The sequence below is a fragment of the Kineococcus xinjiangensis genome (genome assembly GCF_002934625.1).
Taxonomy (GTDB): domain Bacteria; phylum Actinomycetota; class Actinomycetes; order Actinomycetales; family Kineococcaceae; genus Kineococcus_A; species Kineococcus_A xinjiangensis.
Map to the genome: position 1 here is coordinate 370,335 of NZ_PTJD01000002.1, position 16,261 is coordinate 386,595.

General features: G+C 76.6%; 15 protein-coding genes. 5 read left to right on the forward strand and 10 right to left on the reverse strand.

Translation table 11 applies throughout. The features are described 5' to 3' along the window. Positions 1-20: 20 nt before the first annotated feature. The 7 genes from CLV92_RS04570 to CLV92_RS04600 all read right to left on the reverse strand — a co-directional run bounded on the left by CLV92_RS04570 (position 21) and on the right by CLV92_RS04600 (position 7,748). Positions 21-500, reverse strand: a complete 480-nt coding sequence (locus CLV92_RS04570; protein ID WP_104431593.1) for a hypothetical protein — start codon at positions 498-500, stop codon at positions 21-23. Then, entirely contained in the window at positions 497-2,137 is a 1,641-nt protein-coding gene (locus CLV92_RS04575; RefSeq protein ID WP_211290860.1) for a hypothetical protein, read from the reverse strand. Before CLV92_RS04575 ends, CLV92_RS04570 begins: the two co-directional genes overlap by 4 nt. Then, on the reverse strand, positions 2,134-3,753 hold the full coding sequence (locus CLV92_RS04580) for a hypothetical protein (RefSeq protein ID WP_104431594.1): 1,620 nt from the start codon (positions 3,751-3,753) through the stop codon (positions 2,134-2,136). The genes CLV92_RS04575 and CLV92_RS04580 overlap by 4 nt, the downstream gene beginning before the upstream one ends. After that, a complete protein-coding gene (locus CLV92_RS21275; protein ID WP_158257127.1) occupies positions 3,750-5,246 on the reverse strand; it encodes a hypothetical protein in 1,497 nt (498 codons plus the stop codon). Before CLV92_RS21275 ends, CLV92_RS04580 begins: the two co-directional genes overlap by 4 nt. 1 nt (position 5,247) lies before the next feature. Further along, on the reverse strand, positions 5,248-5,976 hold the full coding sequence (locus tag CLV92_RS04590) for a hypothetical protein (protein WP_146099417.1): 729 nt from the start codon (positions 5,974-5,976) through the stop codon (positions 5,248-5,250). Positions 5,977-6,079: 103 nt separating this feature from the next. Then, positions 6,080-6,358, reverse strand: a complete 279-nt coding sequence (locus CLV92_RS04595) for a hypothetical protein (protein ID WP_104431596.1) — start codon at positions 6,356-6,358, stop codon at positions 6,080-6,082. Positions 6,359-6,380: 22 nt separating this feature from the next. Continuing rightward, a complete protein-coding gene (locus CLV92_RS04600; RefSeq protein WP_104431597.1) occupies positions 6,381-7,748 on the reverse strand; it encodes a MinD/ParA family ATP-binding protein in 1,368 nt (455 codons plus the stop codon). Positions 7,749-8,001: 253 nt separating this feature from the next. On the opposite strand from CLV92_RS04600, the gene CLV92_RS04605 reads away from it, so the two are divergent. Together CLV92_RS04605 and CLV92_RS04610 are read left to right on the forward strand one after the other, a co-directional pair. Next, complete coding sequence (locus tag CLV92_RS04605) at positions 8,002-8,607, forward strand: hypothetical protein (protein WP_104431598.1); 606 nt, start codon at positions 8,002-8,004, stop codon at positions 8,605-8,607. After that, positions 8,604-9,695 carry a VldE C-terminal domain-containing protein gene (locus CLV92_RS04610; RefSeq protein ID WP_104431599.1) on the forward strand — a complete coding sequence of 364 codons (1,092 nt, stop codon included), beginning with the start codon at positions 8,604-8,606 and terminating at the stop codon, positions 9,693-9,695. Before CLV92_RS04605 ends, CLV92_RS04610 begins: the two co-directional genes overlap by 4 nt. 18 nt (positions 9,696-9,713) lie before the next feature. Here the strand turns inward: CLV92_RS04610 and CLV92_RS04615 are convergent, their stop codons facing one another. Beyond that, positions 9,714-10,103 carry a fluoride efflux transporter FluC gene (locus tag CLV92_RS04615; protein WP_211290861.1) on the reverse strand — a complete coding sequence of 130 codons (390 nt, stop codon included), beginning with the start codon at positions 10,101-10,103 and terminating at the stop codon, positions 9,714-9,716. Continuing rightward, on the reverse strand, positions 10,100-10,486 hold the full coding sequence (locus CLV92_RS04620; protein WP_104431600.1) for a fluoride efflux transporter FluC: 387 nt from the start codon (positions 10,484-10,486) through the stop codon (positions 10,100-10,102). Before CLV92_RS04620 ends, CLV92_RS04615 begins: the two co-directional genes overlap by 4 nt. A gap of 285 nt (positions 10,487-10,771) precedes the next feature. Between CLV92_RS04620 and CLV92_RS21280 the strand changes: the two genes are divergently transcribed. Both CLV92_RS21280 and CLV92_RS04630 read left to right on the forward strand, forming a co-directional pair. Next, positions 10,772-14,212, forward strand: a complete 3,441-nt coding sequence (locus CLV92_RS21280; protein ID WP_158257128.1) for a VWA domain-containing protein — start codon at positions 10,772-10,774, stop codon at positions 14,210-14,212. A 4-nt stretch (positions 14,213-14,216) separates the two neighbouring features. Next, entirely contained in the window at positions 14,217-15,041 is an 825-nt protein-coding gene (locus CLV92_RS04630; RefSeq protein WP_104431602.1) for a hypothetical protein, read from the forward strand. A gap of 96 nt (positions 15,042-15,137) precedes the next feature. On the opposite strand, the gene CLV92_RS04635 is transcribed toward CLV92_RS04630, so the two are convergent. Beyond that, the gene (locus CLV92_RS04635) at positions 15,138-15,524 is read right to left on the reverse strand and encodes a nuclear transport factor 2 family protein (protein WP_158257129.1); all 387 of its coding nucleotides are present in this window, start codon (positions 15,522-15,524) and stop codon (positions 15,138-15,140) included. A gap of 120 nt (positions 15,525-15,644) precedes the next feature. On the opposite strand from CLV92_RS04635, the gene CLV92_RS04640 reads away from it, so the two are divergent. Then, positions 15,645-16,259, forward strand: a complete 615-nt coding sequence (locus CLV92_RS04640; protein WP_104431604.1) for a hypothetical protein — start codon at positions 15,645-15,647, stop codon at positions 16,257-16,259. Positions 16,260-16,261 lie beyond the last annotated feature (2 nt).

The following is a 16,261-nucleotide window of genomic DNA, read 5'->3' on the forward strand; positions in this document are numbered from 1 at the left end:
CTCCGGCCGCCGGTGGGTCCTCAGTGCCGCCCGTGCCGCCTCGGCGGCGCGGGCGTGCGGGCGCACCGGCGGACCCTGCTGCGCGCCTCCACCGGCCGCTCCGGCGGCACGCGCTCCCCGGCGGCGCGCTCCCCCACCACCGCGGCCGCGCGCCGGGCCGCCCTGCGCCGCCGCCTCGCCCGCCAGGAACCCACCTGCCACGCCGCCGCCAGGTAGGCGACGAGCTCCAGCAGCAGCAGCGCCCCCCACAGCGCCGCCGTCAGGCCCGGGTTCGCGGGGGCGTCCGGGCCCAGGCCCGACACCGGCGCCAGCCGCGCCAGCGCCCCGAGGGTGGCGTCCGGCTCGGCCAGGTCCACCCCGCCGGAGGTGGCCGCGACGGCCGCGTGCCAGGCCAGGGCGGCCGTCGCGCCCATGGCGAGCAGGGTGAGCTGCGCCCGCGCCCGCCAGGACAGCAACGGCTCCTCCACCGGCTCCCAGCCCTCGGGCAGCCCGCGGTTCACGGCCGTCCCCCCTCGGCGGGAACCACGCCCCGCACCGGGGAGGACACCATCGCCTCGTCGGTGTTCGTCAGCCCCCGCTCCAGCCGGGAGCGCACGTGCTCGACGTGGATCTCGCGCCTGTTGCCGATCTTCAGGAGGTGGTGGCCGCTCTCCAGGTTCGCCAGCGTCTGCCGCGCCCCCCGGTCCAGGTTGTACATCCGCAGGCACGCGTCGATGTCCTCGGCGCGGTCCTGCCGGTACAGGTGCACCGTCTGCGCCTCCTTGAGCATCGCCACCGCCGGGTCGTGCTCGGGGATGTCCGCGATGTGGTGCAGCGCGGCGATGTTGGACAGCCCCAGGCCGCGGGCGAGCTTGGAGTTGCGCTGGAACACCCGCCCGCCGGGCCCGCCGACGAGGTCCCAGCCCTCCTCGGCGATGAAGTTCGTGCGCAGGCCCCGGTGGTGGCGCAGGGTTCCCAGCAGCCACACGTTGGCCACCGCCATCACCATGCTCACCGCCGGGGAGTCGTCCGGGAGCTGGGAGATGTCGAACGTCGTCAGCCGGTCGGACAGGCGCACGTTCGGGGAGGTGTGCCCGTCGAACAGGCCGGACAGCTCGTCCGACAGCAGCGCCGAGAGCAGGTGCCGCACGTTGAGGCCCGCCTGGTGGATCTTCTCCTTCGCGGCCGCCGAGTGGTCGGCGAACTCCGCGTGGATCTCCCCCAGCCGCGGCAGGAGGTCGGCCAGCACGGGGATGCGCCCGTCGGCCTCCGCCCGCTGCAGCGTCGCCCGCAGCGCCGCGCGCAGGGCCGGGCGCTCCCGCTTGGCGTCCAGCGGCATCCCGTTGTTCGCCAGCTCCGCCAGCGCCGACAGCAGCCGCGCCTGCCCCGCCACACCGGAACCGGCGAGGACCGTGGGGTCGAGGATGTTCAGGGTGGTGCCGCCTCCGCCCACCACGAAGCGCAGCGGCTCGGTGCCGAAGGCGCGGGTCAGCTCGGCGTACTCGCCCTGCCCACCGCGGTCCTTCTTGTCCATGACGACGACCCGGCGGTTGCTCAGGATGAGCGGGCGCATCACGTAGACGGTCTTGAGCAGGCTCGACTTGCCCGCCCCGACGACCCCGAGGACCACCACCGCCGGGGAGGTGATCTCACCCTTCTCGTAGGCGGTGAACGGGTCGTGCGCCACCGGCGCGTTGGAGAGCCGGTCGCGGCCGACGATGATGCCGTAGGGGTCGGTCGGCGCGGCCACGATCGCCGTGTTCAGGACCTCCGCCTGCCGCGTCGTGGTCAGGGCGGGGGCGGCCACCGGGGCGTACCAGCCGCGCCTGGCCCGCCGCAGCGAGCGGCGCACGGAGAACCCCTGCGGCTCCGGCACGTCCTGCCAGCCCGTGGGGGCGGGCTCCTCCGGGACCTCCGCCCGGCGGGCGCGGCGGCCCCGGCGCGGGGCGGGCCGCTCCTCCTCCGCGGGGACGGCCTCCGGGACGGCCTCCGCCGGGGAACCTTCCGCCACGCCGGCGCCGAGGACCTCCTCGAGCACCGCGGGGTTGCGCACCCGGAACGGCACCGCCCGCGTGGCCTCACCGGGTTCCGGTGCCAGCGGCCCCGCCCGCAGCAGGTCGGAGCGGGCGCCGTGCCGGGGGCTGGAGCGGCGGATCACGAGATCGCCTCCTTCGTCCCGGTGCCCGTCAGCAGCGAGCGCAGCAGCGAGCTGGTGGAAGCCTCCACCGGCCGCATCCCGCGCGCCAGCGGCCACGTGCACGCCGCCGCCGCGGACTGCTGGGTGTCCAGCCACTCCAGCCACGCGATGCCCGCGTTGTTCGCCGCCTCGGTGACCTTCCAGGTCGCCTCGACCAGTTCCCGCCGCGACCGCGCGGAGATCGTCAGGTGCCCGGTCCAGCCGACCCCGTGGTGGCCCGAGCCCGGTTCCAGGTCGGCGAGGCGCTGGCGCGCGGCGGTCAGCCCGACGCGCAGCTCGTCGTCGGTCAGCGCGCCCTTCTCCCGCTGCGCCTGCAGGTCCGCGACGTCGGTGGTGACGTCCATGCGGGCGGCGGCGCGGGCGTCGGCGGCGGGGACCACCTCGGCCTGCAGGGACAGCGTCCGCACGATGGGGTGCGGCAACTTCGACAGCAGCGGCGCCAGCCAGAGCGAGGTGCGCGGGCCCGTCTCGAAGGCGTCCACGGGCAGCAGCGCCGTCCGGTGCCACCACTGCTCCTCCTCGCCCTCCGGGCCGGGGGCGGTGACGACGCACGCGGACCACTCGTCGCGGCTCGGCAGCCAGGGGGCGTCGACGTCGACGTCGGCGGCCTGGTCGATGGGCCACGACGGGTGCTGCACGTGGCGCAGCACCGCGGCGGTCTGCGCCGCGGACAGCGCCTCCACCCGGCCCAGCTTCGCGCTGCGCAGGTGGGAGCGGACGGCGGCGATCTCCTCGGCCATCAGCTCCCGCCACCCCTCCTGCCCCGGGCCGCGGCGGGCGGCGGCGGCGAGGAACTGCGGCGTCAGCGGCCAGCGCACGACGGCGTAGTGGCGCTGCATGAGGCCGGAGCGGTTCACCAGCCGCACCACCTCGTCGTAGGAGGCGATGAGCGCCGTGATCGCGTCGGCGGAGGAGTCGTCGAGGTGCTCCCACACCCACGCCTCGTGGTACGCGCTGTCCACGGGCAGCACGCGCGTGATGGTCTGCACCCGGTTGGGCAGCTGGGACGGGGAGCCGTAGCGGGCGAGCATCGCCCCGAACGCCACGGAGGCCGAGTCGAGGAACTCGTCGGACTCGATGCCGCGGACCTGCCCCTCCACGCTGAACGCCACCGACAGCCAGGCGTCCTCGCCCGTGGGCGTGTGCCAGGCGATGCCGGGCCTGCCGCGCTCGCGCTGCAGCCAGTGCATGCCCTCCGCGCCGTCGGGCCAGTCGCGGTAGGCGTTCCACTCCCGCTGCGCGGGCGTCCGCTCCCGGCGGGGCAGCGCCGCGGGGTCCAGGTCGGCGGGGCGCTCCCGCACGGGGCGGAAGGCGACGGTGCCGAGCGCCTGCCGCTCCCGCCAGCGGCGCCGCGCCTGCCAGCGGGCCAGCGGCGAGCCGCGGTGGGTGCGGATGGTGGCGGCGTGCACGGCGGCGGCGGCGATCAGGGTGGCGATGAGCCCGGGCAGCTGCAGGGCGAGGATGGCCACCGCCCCCAGCGCCCCGACCACGATGAGGCCGACGGTGCGGGGGCGGTTCCGAGCGCCGCCGAAGAACCCCCGGCGGCCGTGCTCGCCGCCGAGGAAGCGGGTGTTCACAGCCGTTCCCCGCCGGGGTCCGGGTCGCCGGCGGGCGCCGGGTCGCCGTGGTCCATCTGCTCGGCGGCGGCGTCGCCCCCGGAGCGGGCCAGTTCCGCCGTGCGCGCCGAGGCGCTGCCGACGCCGTGCGCGACCTGGCCGGCGGCGGCCGTGGCCACCCCGGCGACGGCGCCCGCCCCCGTGGCGGCGAGGGCCGCACCCGCGGAGGTGAGGGTGCGCCCCGAGCGCCGGGCCGGTTCCCCGCCGGCCTCCACCGCGCGGGTGCCGTCGACGCGGGCCTCGTCGCCGCGGGCGCCGCCGGCGGCGGTCGTCGCGGCGGAGGAACCGGCGCTGCCGGTGTCCGCGTCGCGCTGCGCGCCGGTGCCGTCCGACTCCATGGCGGTCGTGGCCGAGGGCCGGGAGCCGCGCCGGCCCACCATCGCGAGGATGCCCCCGGAGCCCGCGGAGGAGGAGGCGTCCGCGGAGTCGAGGTCGGAGTCCTCCGCGGCGGGCGTCTCGTTGGCCCGGGAGAGCTGCGCGGTCTGGGAGTCGTGCGCGGACTCGGAGTAGCGGCGGGTGCCGGAGCGCGGCAGCGGCAGCGCCGGCCCGGTGACCGGCGAGGCCGTCGGCCCGACCGGCGCGAAGCGGAACAGCCCGACGGGGGCCAGCGTGGCCATGAGCAGCGCGATGACGGCGACGGCGAGGTTCGCCACGGTCCGCATCTCCGCGGTCGAGAACGTGGACGCCAGCCCGCCGATCATCCGGAAGGCCACGCCCAGCAGCAGGAACAGCAGCACCTGGGAGAAGCAGATCCCGATCCAGACCATGACGAGGCGCACGCCCTTGTCCCGCTGGTGCGGGTGGGTCAGCCACACCAGGGACAGCGGCAGGATCGCCCCCGTCAGGTAGAGCGTCACCATCATCACCAGCAGGGTCAGCAGCGCCAGCAGCAGCGCCACGATGAGGCAGGCGAACAGGACGATCGAGATGATCGCCCCGCCGGCCATCTCGGCCGGCCCGCCCGCGGCGATCGCCTCCTGCAGGTGCCGGGTGGTCTGCTCGACGCTGCCGACCACCCCCCACGCCACGATGCCGTCGGTGAGCGCCCCGGTCAGCCGCAGCAGCAGGGTGCCCAGCACCGGCCCGAGCAGGACGGCGCCGAGGAAGAGCGGCGTGTAGAACGCCACCGTGTCCACGAGCTCGCCCGTGGAGACCCGCCGCCTCGAGCGCAGCACGAAGTTCCAGCCGAGCAGCACCACCCACGTGAAGACGGCGAGGGCGAAGCTGACCCGGTAGGCGGAGAGGAACCACTCCACGGAGAGGTCGGGGTGGGTGACCTGCCGCATCTCCGGCAGGACGGTGCCGGCCAGCGACGCGGAGGCGAGCTGGAGGTTCTGGGCGATGTAGCCCAGCGGGTCGCTGCCGAAGCTCACGGCCTGCTGGACCGCCCGGCCGGCCTCGACGCCGACGCACAGGGGCGTGAACTCCACTCCGGGGATGTCGCAGGGACCCACGTCAGCAGCCTCCGGGGAAGGGGCGTCCGATGTCCATGATCTCCTCCACCGGGCGAGCCCCGGTGATGTCGTGCAGGCGCCAGGTCCCCTCGAGCTGCCGCAGCACCAGGGAACCGGCGACCCACGCCTCACCCGCCGGTTCCCCGTCCCGGGTTCCGCGCGCGCGGCCCACGACGGAGACGACGGCCTCCTCAGGGGTGAACGCCTCGAGGTACCACCGGCCTTCCGCGACCGACGTCGTGAGCGTGGCGGACCCGGGCTCGTGCACGCCCGAGAGGTTGCGGGCGGCGGCCGTGGCGTCGGGGGTGAGGACCGCCCCGGCGGTGGCGGCCTGCTGCGGAGGGGCCGGTGTGGCCGTCGCCCAGCGCAGCACGGTCGCCGCGAACGCCGCGGCACCGGCCGGGGTGGGCGGGGCCTCGCGCTGGGCGGTGAGCACGGCGGTGTCGAGGTCCACCTCGCCGCCGAGGCAGCCCGCGGGGACCGCGGCCGCGTCCGGAAGTCCCACGGCCGGCAGCCCGGCGGCCGCCGCCGGCACGGCGTCCGGGCCGGCGAGGGCCCGCACGGGTCCGGCGGCGGGTAGGGCGGCGGCCACGCGGGCGCGGTGCACCGCGGCGACCGCGAGGACCGCGCCGAGGGCGGCGACGGCGAGGAGGGCGACGAGGGCGAACGCCCAGCGCGGCACCCCTCTCGGGGGAGCCGCCCGCGGGGCGCCTCGCTGCAGCCTGCTCATGCAGTTCCTCCGGTGCGGCGGATGGGTTGCGCGGGTGGTCGGCGAGCAGGGGGCCCGGCGCGCGGCGGCCCCGCCCCCGGCGGGGGAACGGGGCCGGCGACGGTCAGCTGAACAGGAAGATGATCGCCCCGACGATCACGCCGAGGCAGACGAGGCCGCCGAGCGCCAGGGCCGCGGACTGGGCCTCGCGCTTGGCGGCGCGCAGGGCGACGGGGTGGCCGTCCCTGTTCTGGGCGATGGCGAGGATGCCGCCGCCGAGCTGGTACACCGCGATGAGGATGGCGATGCCCCAGAGCCCTGCCGCGATCTTCTGCCACATCTCGGTGAACTCGGCGCCGAAGATGCTGAAGTCGGGGATGATTCCGTCGAGGGGGTTCTGCACCGGGATCTCCTTGGCGTGCGGGTCAGCGGACGTCGACGACCGGAGCGGCCGGTGAGCCGGGCCGCGAGCCGGCCCGGGCGAACTCGGCGACGAGGTCGACGTCGGTGGGGGCCGAGCGCAGGGCTCCCACCACCGCCGCGGCGACCGCCGTCCACGCCCTGGTCGACTCCTCGCTGAGGCCGGCGAGGCTGATCTCCCCGCCGCGGCGCACCACGGGGTCGAAGGGCACCTCGACGACGGCGTGCACGCCGAGCTCGTCCAGCCGCTGCCGCAGGGCGGCGGAGACCCGCTCGTCCTCCGGGCCGCCGTCGTGGCCGAGGACGACCACCGCGCGCGAGGCGAGGCCGCCCTCGCCGCTGACGCGCCCGCCCGCACCGCGCACCACCTCGAGGGCCTCCTCGGCCCCGGCCAGGGCGTCGATGGAGACCAGGCAGGGCAGGACGAGGGCGTCCGCGGTGTGCAGGGCGGCGAGGAACGCCTCGTGCCCGGGGTTGTTGCCCGTGTCGGTCACGGTGATGCGGTAGTAGGTGTCGAGGACGCGGCGGGTGGTGACCACGTCGGCGGCGGTGAGCACCGGCCGGGACCCGATGGAGCCGATGACGTCGGCGTGGGAGGTCTGCGGCGCGGCGTAGCCGCCGAGGTGCCCGGCGGAGCGGATGCCCGCGGCCCCGCGCAGCAGTTCCGCCAGGCCCTGCACGGGCTGGCCCTCGGCCCGCCGGCTGAGGGTGCCGGCGCTCTCCGCGGCCTCCCACACGCCGACGGAGCCGCCGCGGACGTGCCCGAGCACGCCCGCCAGCACCAGGGACGTCGGCGTCTTGCCGACGCCGCCCTTGGGGTTGGCGACCAGGACGTTGACCGCCCGGCGCCACGTGGCCTGCCGGATGGTGGTGATGGCGTCGCGGTGGGCCTGCTCCTCGGGCGTCGGCCGCAGCTTCAGCAGCCCGCCGCTGCCGCGCACCAGCCGCCCGCGCCAGCCCCAGCGCGCAGGCGGCGCGGGGTCGCGCAGCGTGGCGGCGACGGTGGCCGCCCACTCCCCGCCGCCCTGCGCGGGGGCGTCCCGGCGCACCGGGCGCTGCTCGGCGTCCGGCGGTGCGGCGCCGGGCCCGGCGCCCGCGTCCGCGGGGGCGGCCTGCGCCTGCGCGACGGGCTCCGGGTGCACCAGCTCGGGCGCCAGGTCCGCCAGACCCGCGACGCCCTCCGCCGGCCGGTCGGGCACCTGTGCCTGCACGGCCTGCTGCACGACCGCCCGCTGCGCGGCCTCACCGACCCTGCGGGCCGTCTCGTCGTCCGCCCCGGCCTCCCGCGCGGCCTGCTCGGCGGCCTCCCGGTACTTCGCGACGCGCTCGGCTCCCGCGAGCAGCGGGCGGCTTCCCTGGCTGCCTCCAGCCATCGACGTCCTCCCACGGACCGAGTTCCTGCACCGGCTCTCCCCGCCGGCGCGTTCCTGCCTGCACGGGGACGCTCCCAGCCCCCACTGAACATGATCGTCGCACCACTGGCAATGCGTTCTCAGATCATGGGACCGGTGCGGGTGCCGGCCGGCGAGGCTCGCCGTGGAGATGCACCCGCTCCCTCGCCCCACCCACATGGCTCTCACGAGGTTACTGGACGTGTCGGACGGTAACAGCTAGCTTCGCGACAAAATGCGGGAAGACGGCGCCGGGCCCTCCACCGCGGACGGGCGGCCGTCGGTGCCGCTCCGGCCGCGCCGTCCGTCGTCCCCGCGCCGCGTCGCCGCCCTCGTCCTGGCGGTCACCGCGGTCACCGCCCCCGTCGCGGGCTGCGCCGGGCGCGAGGGCCCTCCTCCCGCCACCGGCCGCAGCGCTCCGCTGCCGCTCCCGGACCCGGCCCTGCCCCCGCTGACCCCCGCCCCGGCGCCCCCGCCCCTCGACGGCGTCGGCCCGCTCGAGCCGGGGGTCGTCGAGCAGCCCTCCCCCGAGGAGGCGCGCGAGGCCGTCGACCGGGCGGTCGGGTTCCTGCGCGCCTTCGCGCGGAAGGACCTGCCGCAGGAGGAGTGGTGGCGCGGCGTGGTGGGGTTCTTCACCCCGGCCGCGGCGGAGGTGTACTCCGCGACCGCCGTGGAGAACGTGCCCGTCTCCGCCGTGGACGCGGCCTCCGCCCGGCTCGAGCCGGCCAGCACGGCCTTCCTCGCGGTGGTCACCGTGGACACCGACGCCGGCCCCCACGCCGTCACGCTGGCGCGCGCGGAGGGGAGGTGGCTGGTCGAGCGCTACGACCCGCCGCGATGAGCCGCGCGCTGCCCGCGGCCCTGGTCTCGCTCGCCGCCGTCCTGGTGCTCGCCGGGAGCTGCGGGGCGATGACCCTGATGGTGGGGGGCGCGGGCAGCGCACCGACCGGCGGAGGGCTCTGCGCGCCGCCGCCCGGCGCCTCCGCCCCGGTCGCGGTCCCCGCGGGGGCACCGCCCGCCGGCGTCGGGTCGTTCTCCGCCGAGCAGGTGTCCAACGCCGCCGAGATCGTCGCCGCCGCGCGGGAGCTGGGCCTGGACGAGCGCGCCCAGGCCATCGGCGTGATGACCGCGATCGGGGAGTCCGGGCTGCGCAACCTCGACCGCGGCGACGCGGTGGGGCCGGACTCCCGGGGCCTGTTCCAGCAGCGCGCCAACGGCGCCTGGGGCTCCTACAGCGACCGCATGACCCCCCGCACCGCGGCGACGAGCTTCTTCCGCGCGCTGCAGCGGGTTCCGGGGTGGGAGTCGCTGGCCCCCACGCTCGCGGCGCACCGCACCCAGCGCAACGCCGACCCATACCACTACGAGCGGCACTGGCCCGCGGCCGTCGAGCTGGTCGCCGCCGTCCACGGGGACCCGACGCTCGCGGCGAGGCTGCCCGCCGCGGGGGCCCTGCCCTGCGCGCCGGGTGCGGGCAGTGGCGGCGGGGGCGGGCTGTTCACCGGGGCGGCGCTGCTGGCCGAGACCTGCAGCGTGCGGCCGGACCCGTCGACGGGGCGCGGGTGCGTCACGCCCCGCACGGCGCAGCTCTACCAGCAGCTCGCCGCGCGCGGCTGGTCGACCTCCTGCTGGGACGCCCACGCCTGGAACCCGACCAGCGACCACCCCCAGGGCAAGGCGTGCGACGTCTTCCCCGGCCGGGGCGGGCGGATGCCCAGCGCGGCGGAGAAGGCCCGCGGCGACGCCCTGGCCGCCGACCTCGTCGCCAGCGCGGAGCAGGCCGGCATCTCCTACGTCATCTGGTACGGCCGGATCTGGTCGGCCTCCCGCGGCGGGGACGGGTGGCGCCCCTACGGCGGTGGCGGGGTGTACGACCCGGGCGACGTCACCGGCGGGCACTTCGACCATCTGCACGTCTCGGTGCGGTGAGCCGGGGTCCGCACCCCCTCACGCGCCGCCGAGCGCCAGGCCGGCCGCCGCGGCGGCGACGCTGCCGAGCAGGGTGGCCGCGGCGTGGGCGACGGCCCGGCGCGGGGCCCCGTCCCCCCACGAGCGCACCACCTCGACGACCGCGGTGCTGAACGTGGTGTACCCGCCGCAGAACCCGGAACCGGCGACGGCGAGGAGGGCACCCGGTGCCCCGGCCCCCGCGGTGGCGATGAGGAGGCCCAGCAGGAACGACCCGGAGACGTTCACCGCCAGCGTGCCCCAGGGAACCCCCGCCGCGGGGAACCGGGCGCGCAGCGCGGAGGTGACGAGGCGGTCGACGTGGAAGCGCGCCACTGCCCCGGCACCGCCGGCCAGGCACACGGCGGCGAACAGCAGCGCGCCGCTCACCGCCGCACCCTCCGGGTGAGCGCCGCGCCCGCCGCCGCGCAGGCGATCCCCGCGGCGACGGCGAGGACGGCGAAGGCCGCAGCGAGCGGCGCGGAACCCGCTCCGGCGAGCAGCACCGTCTCCGCGGCGAAGGCGCTGTACGTGGTGAACGCGCCCAGGAAACCCGTCCCCAGCAGCAGGCGCGCCGTTCCGGCCGGGCGGTCCGGTGCGGCCGGCGCCAGGGCAGCGAGCAGTGCCCCCAGCAGGAAGGCGCCCACGAGGTTCACCGCGGTGGTCGCCACGGGCCAGCCCGCCACCGGCGGCAGGAGCAGGGCGACGGCGTGGCGGGCGGCCGTCCCCGCGGTGCCGCCCGCGAGGACGAGGGCACTCGCGCGCAGGTCCATCGCCCCATGCTCGCGGATCCGGCGGCCCGGCAGCGCACCCGGTCCCGGGCCGTCGGCGCCGGCACGGCCGAGGCCGACCGCACGGCGCGAGGTGGGTGGGTGACACCGCGTCATGTCGAGCATCCGTCCGGGGGCGGCCACCAGCCGGGCGACCGGGAGAAGTTCCCGTTCCGGCCCGGGGACGGGATCCGGCTGCAACACTCGGCGACTGGCGCTGGGGCACAACGGAACCGCGCCGTCCACGTGCGCCCCCGACGGCGAGGGCGCGGTGCAGAGGGAGGCGCGATGCGCAGTCTCGTCCGAGGTACCCGCTCCGAGCGGGCAGGGGTCCGCAGAGGCGTGGCGATGCGCCTGGTGGCCACCTCGCTCGCCGCGGCGGTCGGCGTCACGGCCGCCGGCCCCGCCTCCGCGGTCGGCAACGACTGGCGCGACCGGGTCGGGCAGTCGGCCGAGGCGCCCGCCGCAGGGCGCGCCACGAGCCTGAAGACGTCCCTCGTGGAACGGCTCCTGGCCGCCGACGCGAACCTCCCGCTGCGTCCCGGCGAACTCGAGGCGGTGAGCGCCGACGCGGCGGACGGCGCCTCCTACGCGCTGGACGGCTGGCGGCCGGTCAGCGCGTCGGCAGCCCGCTCGGTGTTCGCGCACGACAAGCGCCTCGCGACTGCGCTGCAGGCACGGATGGGCGCGACCCCGCAACCGGTCCTCGAGCAGGCCACGGCGGCGCTGCTCACCGCGGACAACGGCACTGCGGAGTCCGTGGTCCGCGACGCGGAGCGCATCGCGCCGGCGGACGCCGCGACGCGCCGGGCTCGCGCCGACCTGACGAAGGGTCAGGAGCACTGGCGCGCCGGTCAGCCCGTGGCCGCCGTCGAGCAGTGGTCCAAGGCCGCGGACACGGCTCTCGGTGTCCTGCAGGCCGCCGGCGTGGGGTACGGACCCGGCGACGACTCGGACCGGGACGGCCTCTCGAACCTCGTCGAACTCGCGTTCGGCGCCGACCCCCGGGTGCTGGACACCGACGGCGACGGCCTGCCCGACGCCGTCGAGATCCAGCGGGGAGCCCCCTACCTGATGCCGGGCACCGCGGACACCGACGGGGACGGCACCCCGGACGGCGCGGAGGACACCGACGGCGACGGGCTGACCGCGGCGCGCGAGGCCGTCCTCGCGACGGACGACCTGCAGCCGGACTCCGACGGCGACCGGCTCGACGACGCCGCGGAGGCGGACCGCCACCGCACCGACCCGACACGCCCCGACACCGACGGCGACGGGCTGGACGACGCGGCGGAACTGCGCGTGGGCACCGATCCCCGGGTCGCGGACTCGGACGGCGACGGGACCCCCGACGGCCGGGAGGTCGTCACCGGAGTGGTGTCGCGCCCGGACGGGACGAGCATCGCGCTCTCCGGCAGCGGTGACCTCGCCGGCGGCCTGGAGATCAAGCAGGTGGACTCGCCCGTCACCGCGCCCGGAGCGGTCACCCGGCCCGTCGACTTCACGCTCCCCGTGGAGAGCGTCCCGGCGCTCGTCTCCGCGCGCATCACGCTGCCCTACGACGAGGCCGCCGTTCCCGGGGCGGAGCAGGACCTGCGCGTCTTCTGGTTCGACGAGAGCCGCAACCTCTGGGTTCCGGCGGCCGCGGATCCCGCCCAGCAGGTCGACGCGCGCGCGAACACCGTCACCGTGACGGTGGACCACCTGTCGATCTACGCGATCTTCGACATCGCGAACTGGAAGCAGACCTGGTCCGCCATCGGGGGGACGTGCTCGACGCGCACCGGTGGCGGGACGCCGGTCGAGCTCGACGCCGCCCTGGTGCTCGACAGTTCCGGTTCGATGACGTCGAACGACCCGCAGGGGCTGCGGCGCACCGCGGCGCAGCGCTTCGTCGACGCCATGCTGGCCGAGGACCGCGCCGCCGTGGTCGACTTCGACTCCAGGGCCGTCCTGCTGCAGCCGCTCACCACCGACAAGGCTGCCGTGAAGGCCGCGATCGGCCTCATCAACAGCAGCGGCGGCACGAACATCGGCGCGGGGATGGACGTGGCGCTGCGTGAGCTCGCGGCCAAGGACCTCGACGGGCGGGCGCAGATCGTCATCCTCCTCACCGACGGCGAGGGCGCCTACTCCCAGGCGCTCACCGAGCAGGCCGTCGCGCAGTCCGTGGTCGTGTACACGATCGGGCTGGGTTCCTCCGTGGACACGGCACTGCTCGAGGGCATCGCGCAGCGGACCGGCGGCCGGTACTACCCGGTGGCCACGGCGGCCGACCTGCCCGAGGTCTTCCGGAAGATCGAGACCGACCAGGGCGACACCGGCGTCGACACCGACCGCGACGGGCTGACCGACTGCACCGAGGAGAAGGGGGTCCGCGGGAGCTGGCACGGACCCGTGATCACCAACCCCCTCGTCCCCGACACCGACGGTGACGGCATGAGCGACGGCGAGGAGGCGGGGGAGGCGATCGTCGTGCGCGACCCCGAGTCGCACTACCCCGTCGGCGTGGTGCACCCGATGTGGTCCGACCCGAGCAAGCCCGACACCGACGGCGATGGGCTCGGGGACCCGGCGGAGCTCGACTTCGGCTCCGACGCCTGGCAGGGGAACAGCGACTCCGACCCGCTGGACGACTCGACCGAACTGGACGAGCAGACGGATCCCCGCAGTTCCGACACCGATGGCGACGGGTTCAGCGACGACCAGGAGGTCCGCGACCGCGACCAGGGCTTCACCCCGCTGCACCACGACGAGCGGGTCAGCAAGTGGCGCTACGCCGGCGACTTCGCCATCGGCGCGATCGCGGGCGACGCCCACCAGATCGACTCCCTGGCGTGGCTGGCCGGGAACCTCGCGAGCGGTGGTCTCTCCTTCATCCCCGCCGTCGGATGGCTCGTCGGTGGCGTGGCCGACCTGCGCGACGTCATCGCGAACTCCATCAGGGGCGACTGGGTCGGAGCGGGTTTCAGCGGCGTGGGGATCATCCCCTACGCCGGTGACGCCGCGGCGATCGCCGGCAAGGCGGGCAAGTTCGTGGCCCGCAACGCCGACAAGATGGACGAGGTGGCGCAGTCGATCGCGGACCTGGGCAGGGCGTCCGGGGCGGCCGTGGCCGGCGCCTCCGTGAGCGGGTTCCCGGCCGGCGCGAGCAGCGTGGCGGCAGCGTCCGGGCTGTCCTCCTCGGCGCTCGCCGACGCCGTCAAGGCGGCGCTCAAGGCGGGCGGGGTCGACACGGCCGTCCTCGGCCGCGCCGGCTTCTCCGACGCGGACCTGCTGCGGCTCAGCTCGGGCAGGACGGACTGGAAGGCTCTGCAGGACATGGTCGGCGGTGCCTCCGCGGCCCGGGTGGCGGGCTCACCCGGGTTCCGCAGCGGCTGGCGCGACGGTGAGGACTGGTTCCGCGCCGCCGACGGCGGAGAGGCCAGGTACCTGCGGGTCCCGGGCTTCTCGCGAGGACGCCACATCGACTCGTGCAGCGACTGCGACGACCTGCTCACCGCGGTCGCCAAGGAGGTGAAGACCGGTTTCGTCGGCGCCAGCCCGCGGCGCCGGGCGGAGATCATCCGGCAGATCGACAAGGACGCCGCGCTGCGTGCCCAGGGGGTGCAGGTGGAGTGGCACTTCCTGGCGAACGGCTACAACGGGAGCGTGGGCGCCCACCCGGATATCATCGCGGCGCTGAAGGCCAAGAACATCCCGTTCACCGTCTACCCCCCAGGGACCTGAGAACATGCCCGTCCGCCGGCTGAGCAAGGAGTCCCGCGAGGCGGCCCAGGAGTACTTCGACTCCTGGGTCCTCGGGGGCGCCGCGATCCTCGAGTCCTTCACGGCGAGGATCGCCGCGGCCGGCGGGCCGGTGGACGCGCTGGACTTCACGCCGCAGAGCCTGCCGGTGGTCTTCCCGTGGGTCGTCGACCACCTCTCCTTCGTCCCGGGCGAGGTGCCGGACGTCCCGCTCCCCCTGTGGTACCTGCCCGGCGCCGGGGGCGGCGCGGCCGCCTTCGACCCCGAGTCGGCGTGGCTGGTCGACGGCCTGTGCCGCTACTACGGGGAGGTCCTCGTCCGGCACCTGCCGGGTGTGCGGTGGTCGGTGGCCGACGAGCCGCGCCAGCGCACGACCTACCTCGATCAGAACTGGCCCGTCGTGGAGGGGCCGCTGCTGAAGGTCAACCCGTTCTACGCAGCCCGGCTGGCACTGCAGCAGTCTCGGTTGCCGGCGCCGGAACGCGCCGGCGACCAGCTGCTGGAGAACTTCGGGAACTACCTGGGGATCGTCCGGCGCGAGGCCGGCGAGGTTCCCGCCACCGGGTGGGGCGTCGACGAGGTGGACGTCCCCGCGCTGCGGGAGGCGGGCTGGGTCGCCGAGGTCGGGCTGGACGAGGACCTGGCGGCAGGGCACCCCGCCGCCCTGGACCGCCTGACCGCGAAGCTGCGCTCCCTCCCCGGGGTCACGGACGTCGACCACCAGGACCGCGGCTCCTGGCTGGTCGGCGGCCCGGCGCGGCGGGAGGACCTGGAGGCCGCCGTCCGCGGCTGGCTCGCCGAGCGCAACTGACGGCCGTCTCCTCCGGGAGCGGGCGGACCCGTCCGGGACGGGGTCAGCCGGTGACGACGAGGGCGCTCGCACGCAGGTCCACGCCCCCGCTCCCCCTCAGGCCCAGAACGCTTCGTCGTCGGCGAGGCGCTCCGGGTGGAACGCGGCCGCGGTGATGCGCCCGTCCGCCACGTCGAAGACGGCCAGTTCGCGCCCGTCGATGCGCCGCCCGCCCTTCTCCGCGGACCAGGCGACGACGGCGGCGCAGGTGCACCGGGTCTGCACCGCCTCCACGACCTCCAGGGTGAAGGTGCCGCCGGTGGTGGCGCGGGCCCGGCGGACCATGTCCAGCACCGCGTCCGCCCCGAGCAGCAGCCCCATGTGCTCCCCGACGTCGGGTTCGCGCCAGCGCACGTCCGGGGCGAGGAACTCGCGCAGCGCGTCGACGTCGCCGCCGCGCCGGGTCTCGTAGAAGCGCCGGACGAGGTCTGCGGGGGCCGCCACGCGCGCATCCTCCCAACGGTCCCGGCTCCGCGGGACGCCGGCCGGGCGCCGGGCACCGGCTCGGCAGGGCATCCGGACCCCCGCTGTCATAACGTCGGAGTGCTCACGAGGAGGTGGGACGTGGCCGTGCTCCAGGGCTCCGTCGACCGCGCCCCCGGCGTCGTCGCGGCCCTCCTCAGCGCGGCCGGCGGCGCCCTCCTCACCGCGCGCGCGGTCCGCACCGTCGTGGACGCCTCCCCGGCCGGGCCCGGCGCAGTCGCGGTGGTGGTGCTCGCCGCGCTGCTGGCCGTGGCGGCCGCCGCGACGGCGCTGCGCACCCCCCGCCGGGCGGCGGCCCTCGCGCTGGGCGCGGCCGTCCTGGCGGTCGTCTCCGACGCCCTGCCCACCGCGCCCCCGCGGCTGCTCGCGCTGCTCCCGCTCGCCCTGGCGGCCGCCCTGCTCGCCGCGCGGGTACCCGCCCTCACCCGCCCGGCGCGCCGGCCGTGGGCGCTGGCGCTGGGCTGGCTCGCCCTCGCCGTCCACGCCGCGCTCGGCGTGCCCTACCTGCTGGCCGGCCTGGTGGCCCCCTGGTACGGGGTGGCGCTGCTCTGGGGGGTGTGGGGGGCGCTGCTCGTGCTCGCCGTGCGGCTGCTGCGGGACCGGCCGCTCTGGACGCTGGCCGTGCCCCCGGCCACCGTCGCCGGGGGCGCGCTGGTGCTGCTGGCCGGGGAGCACCTGTTCGGCTGGATGGCCTGAGC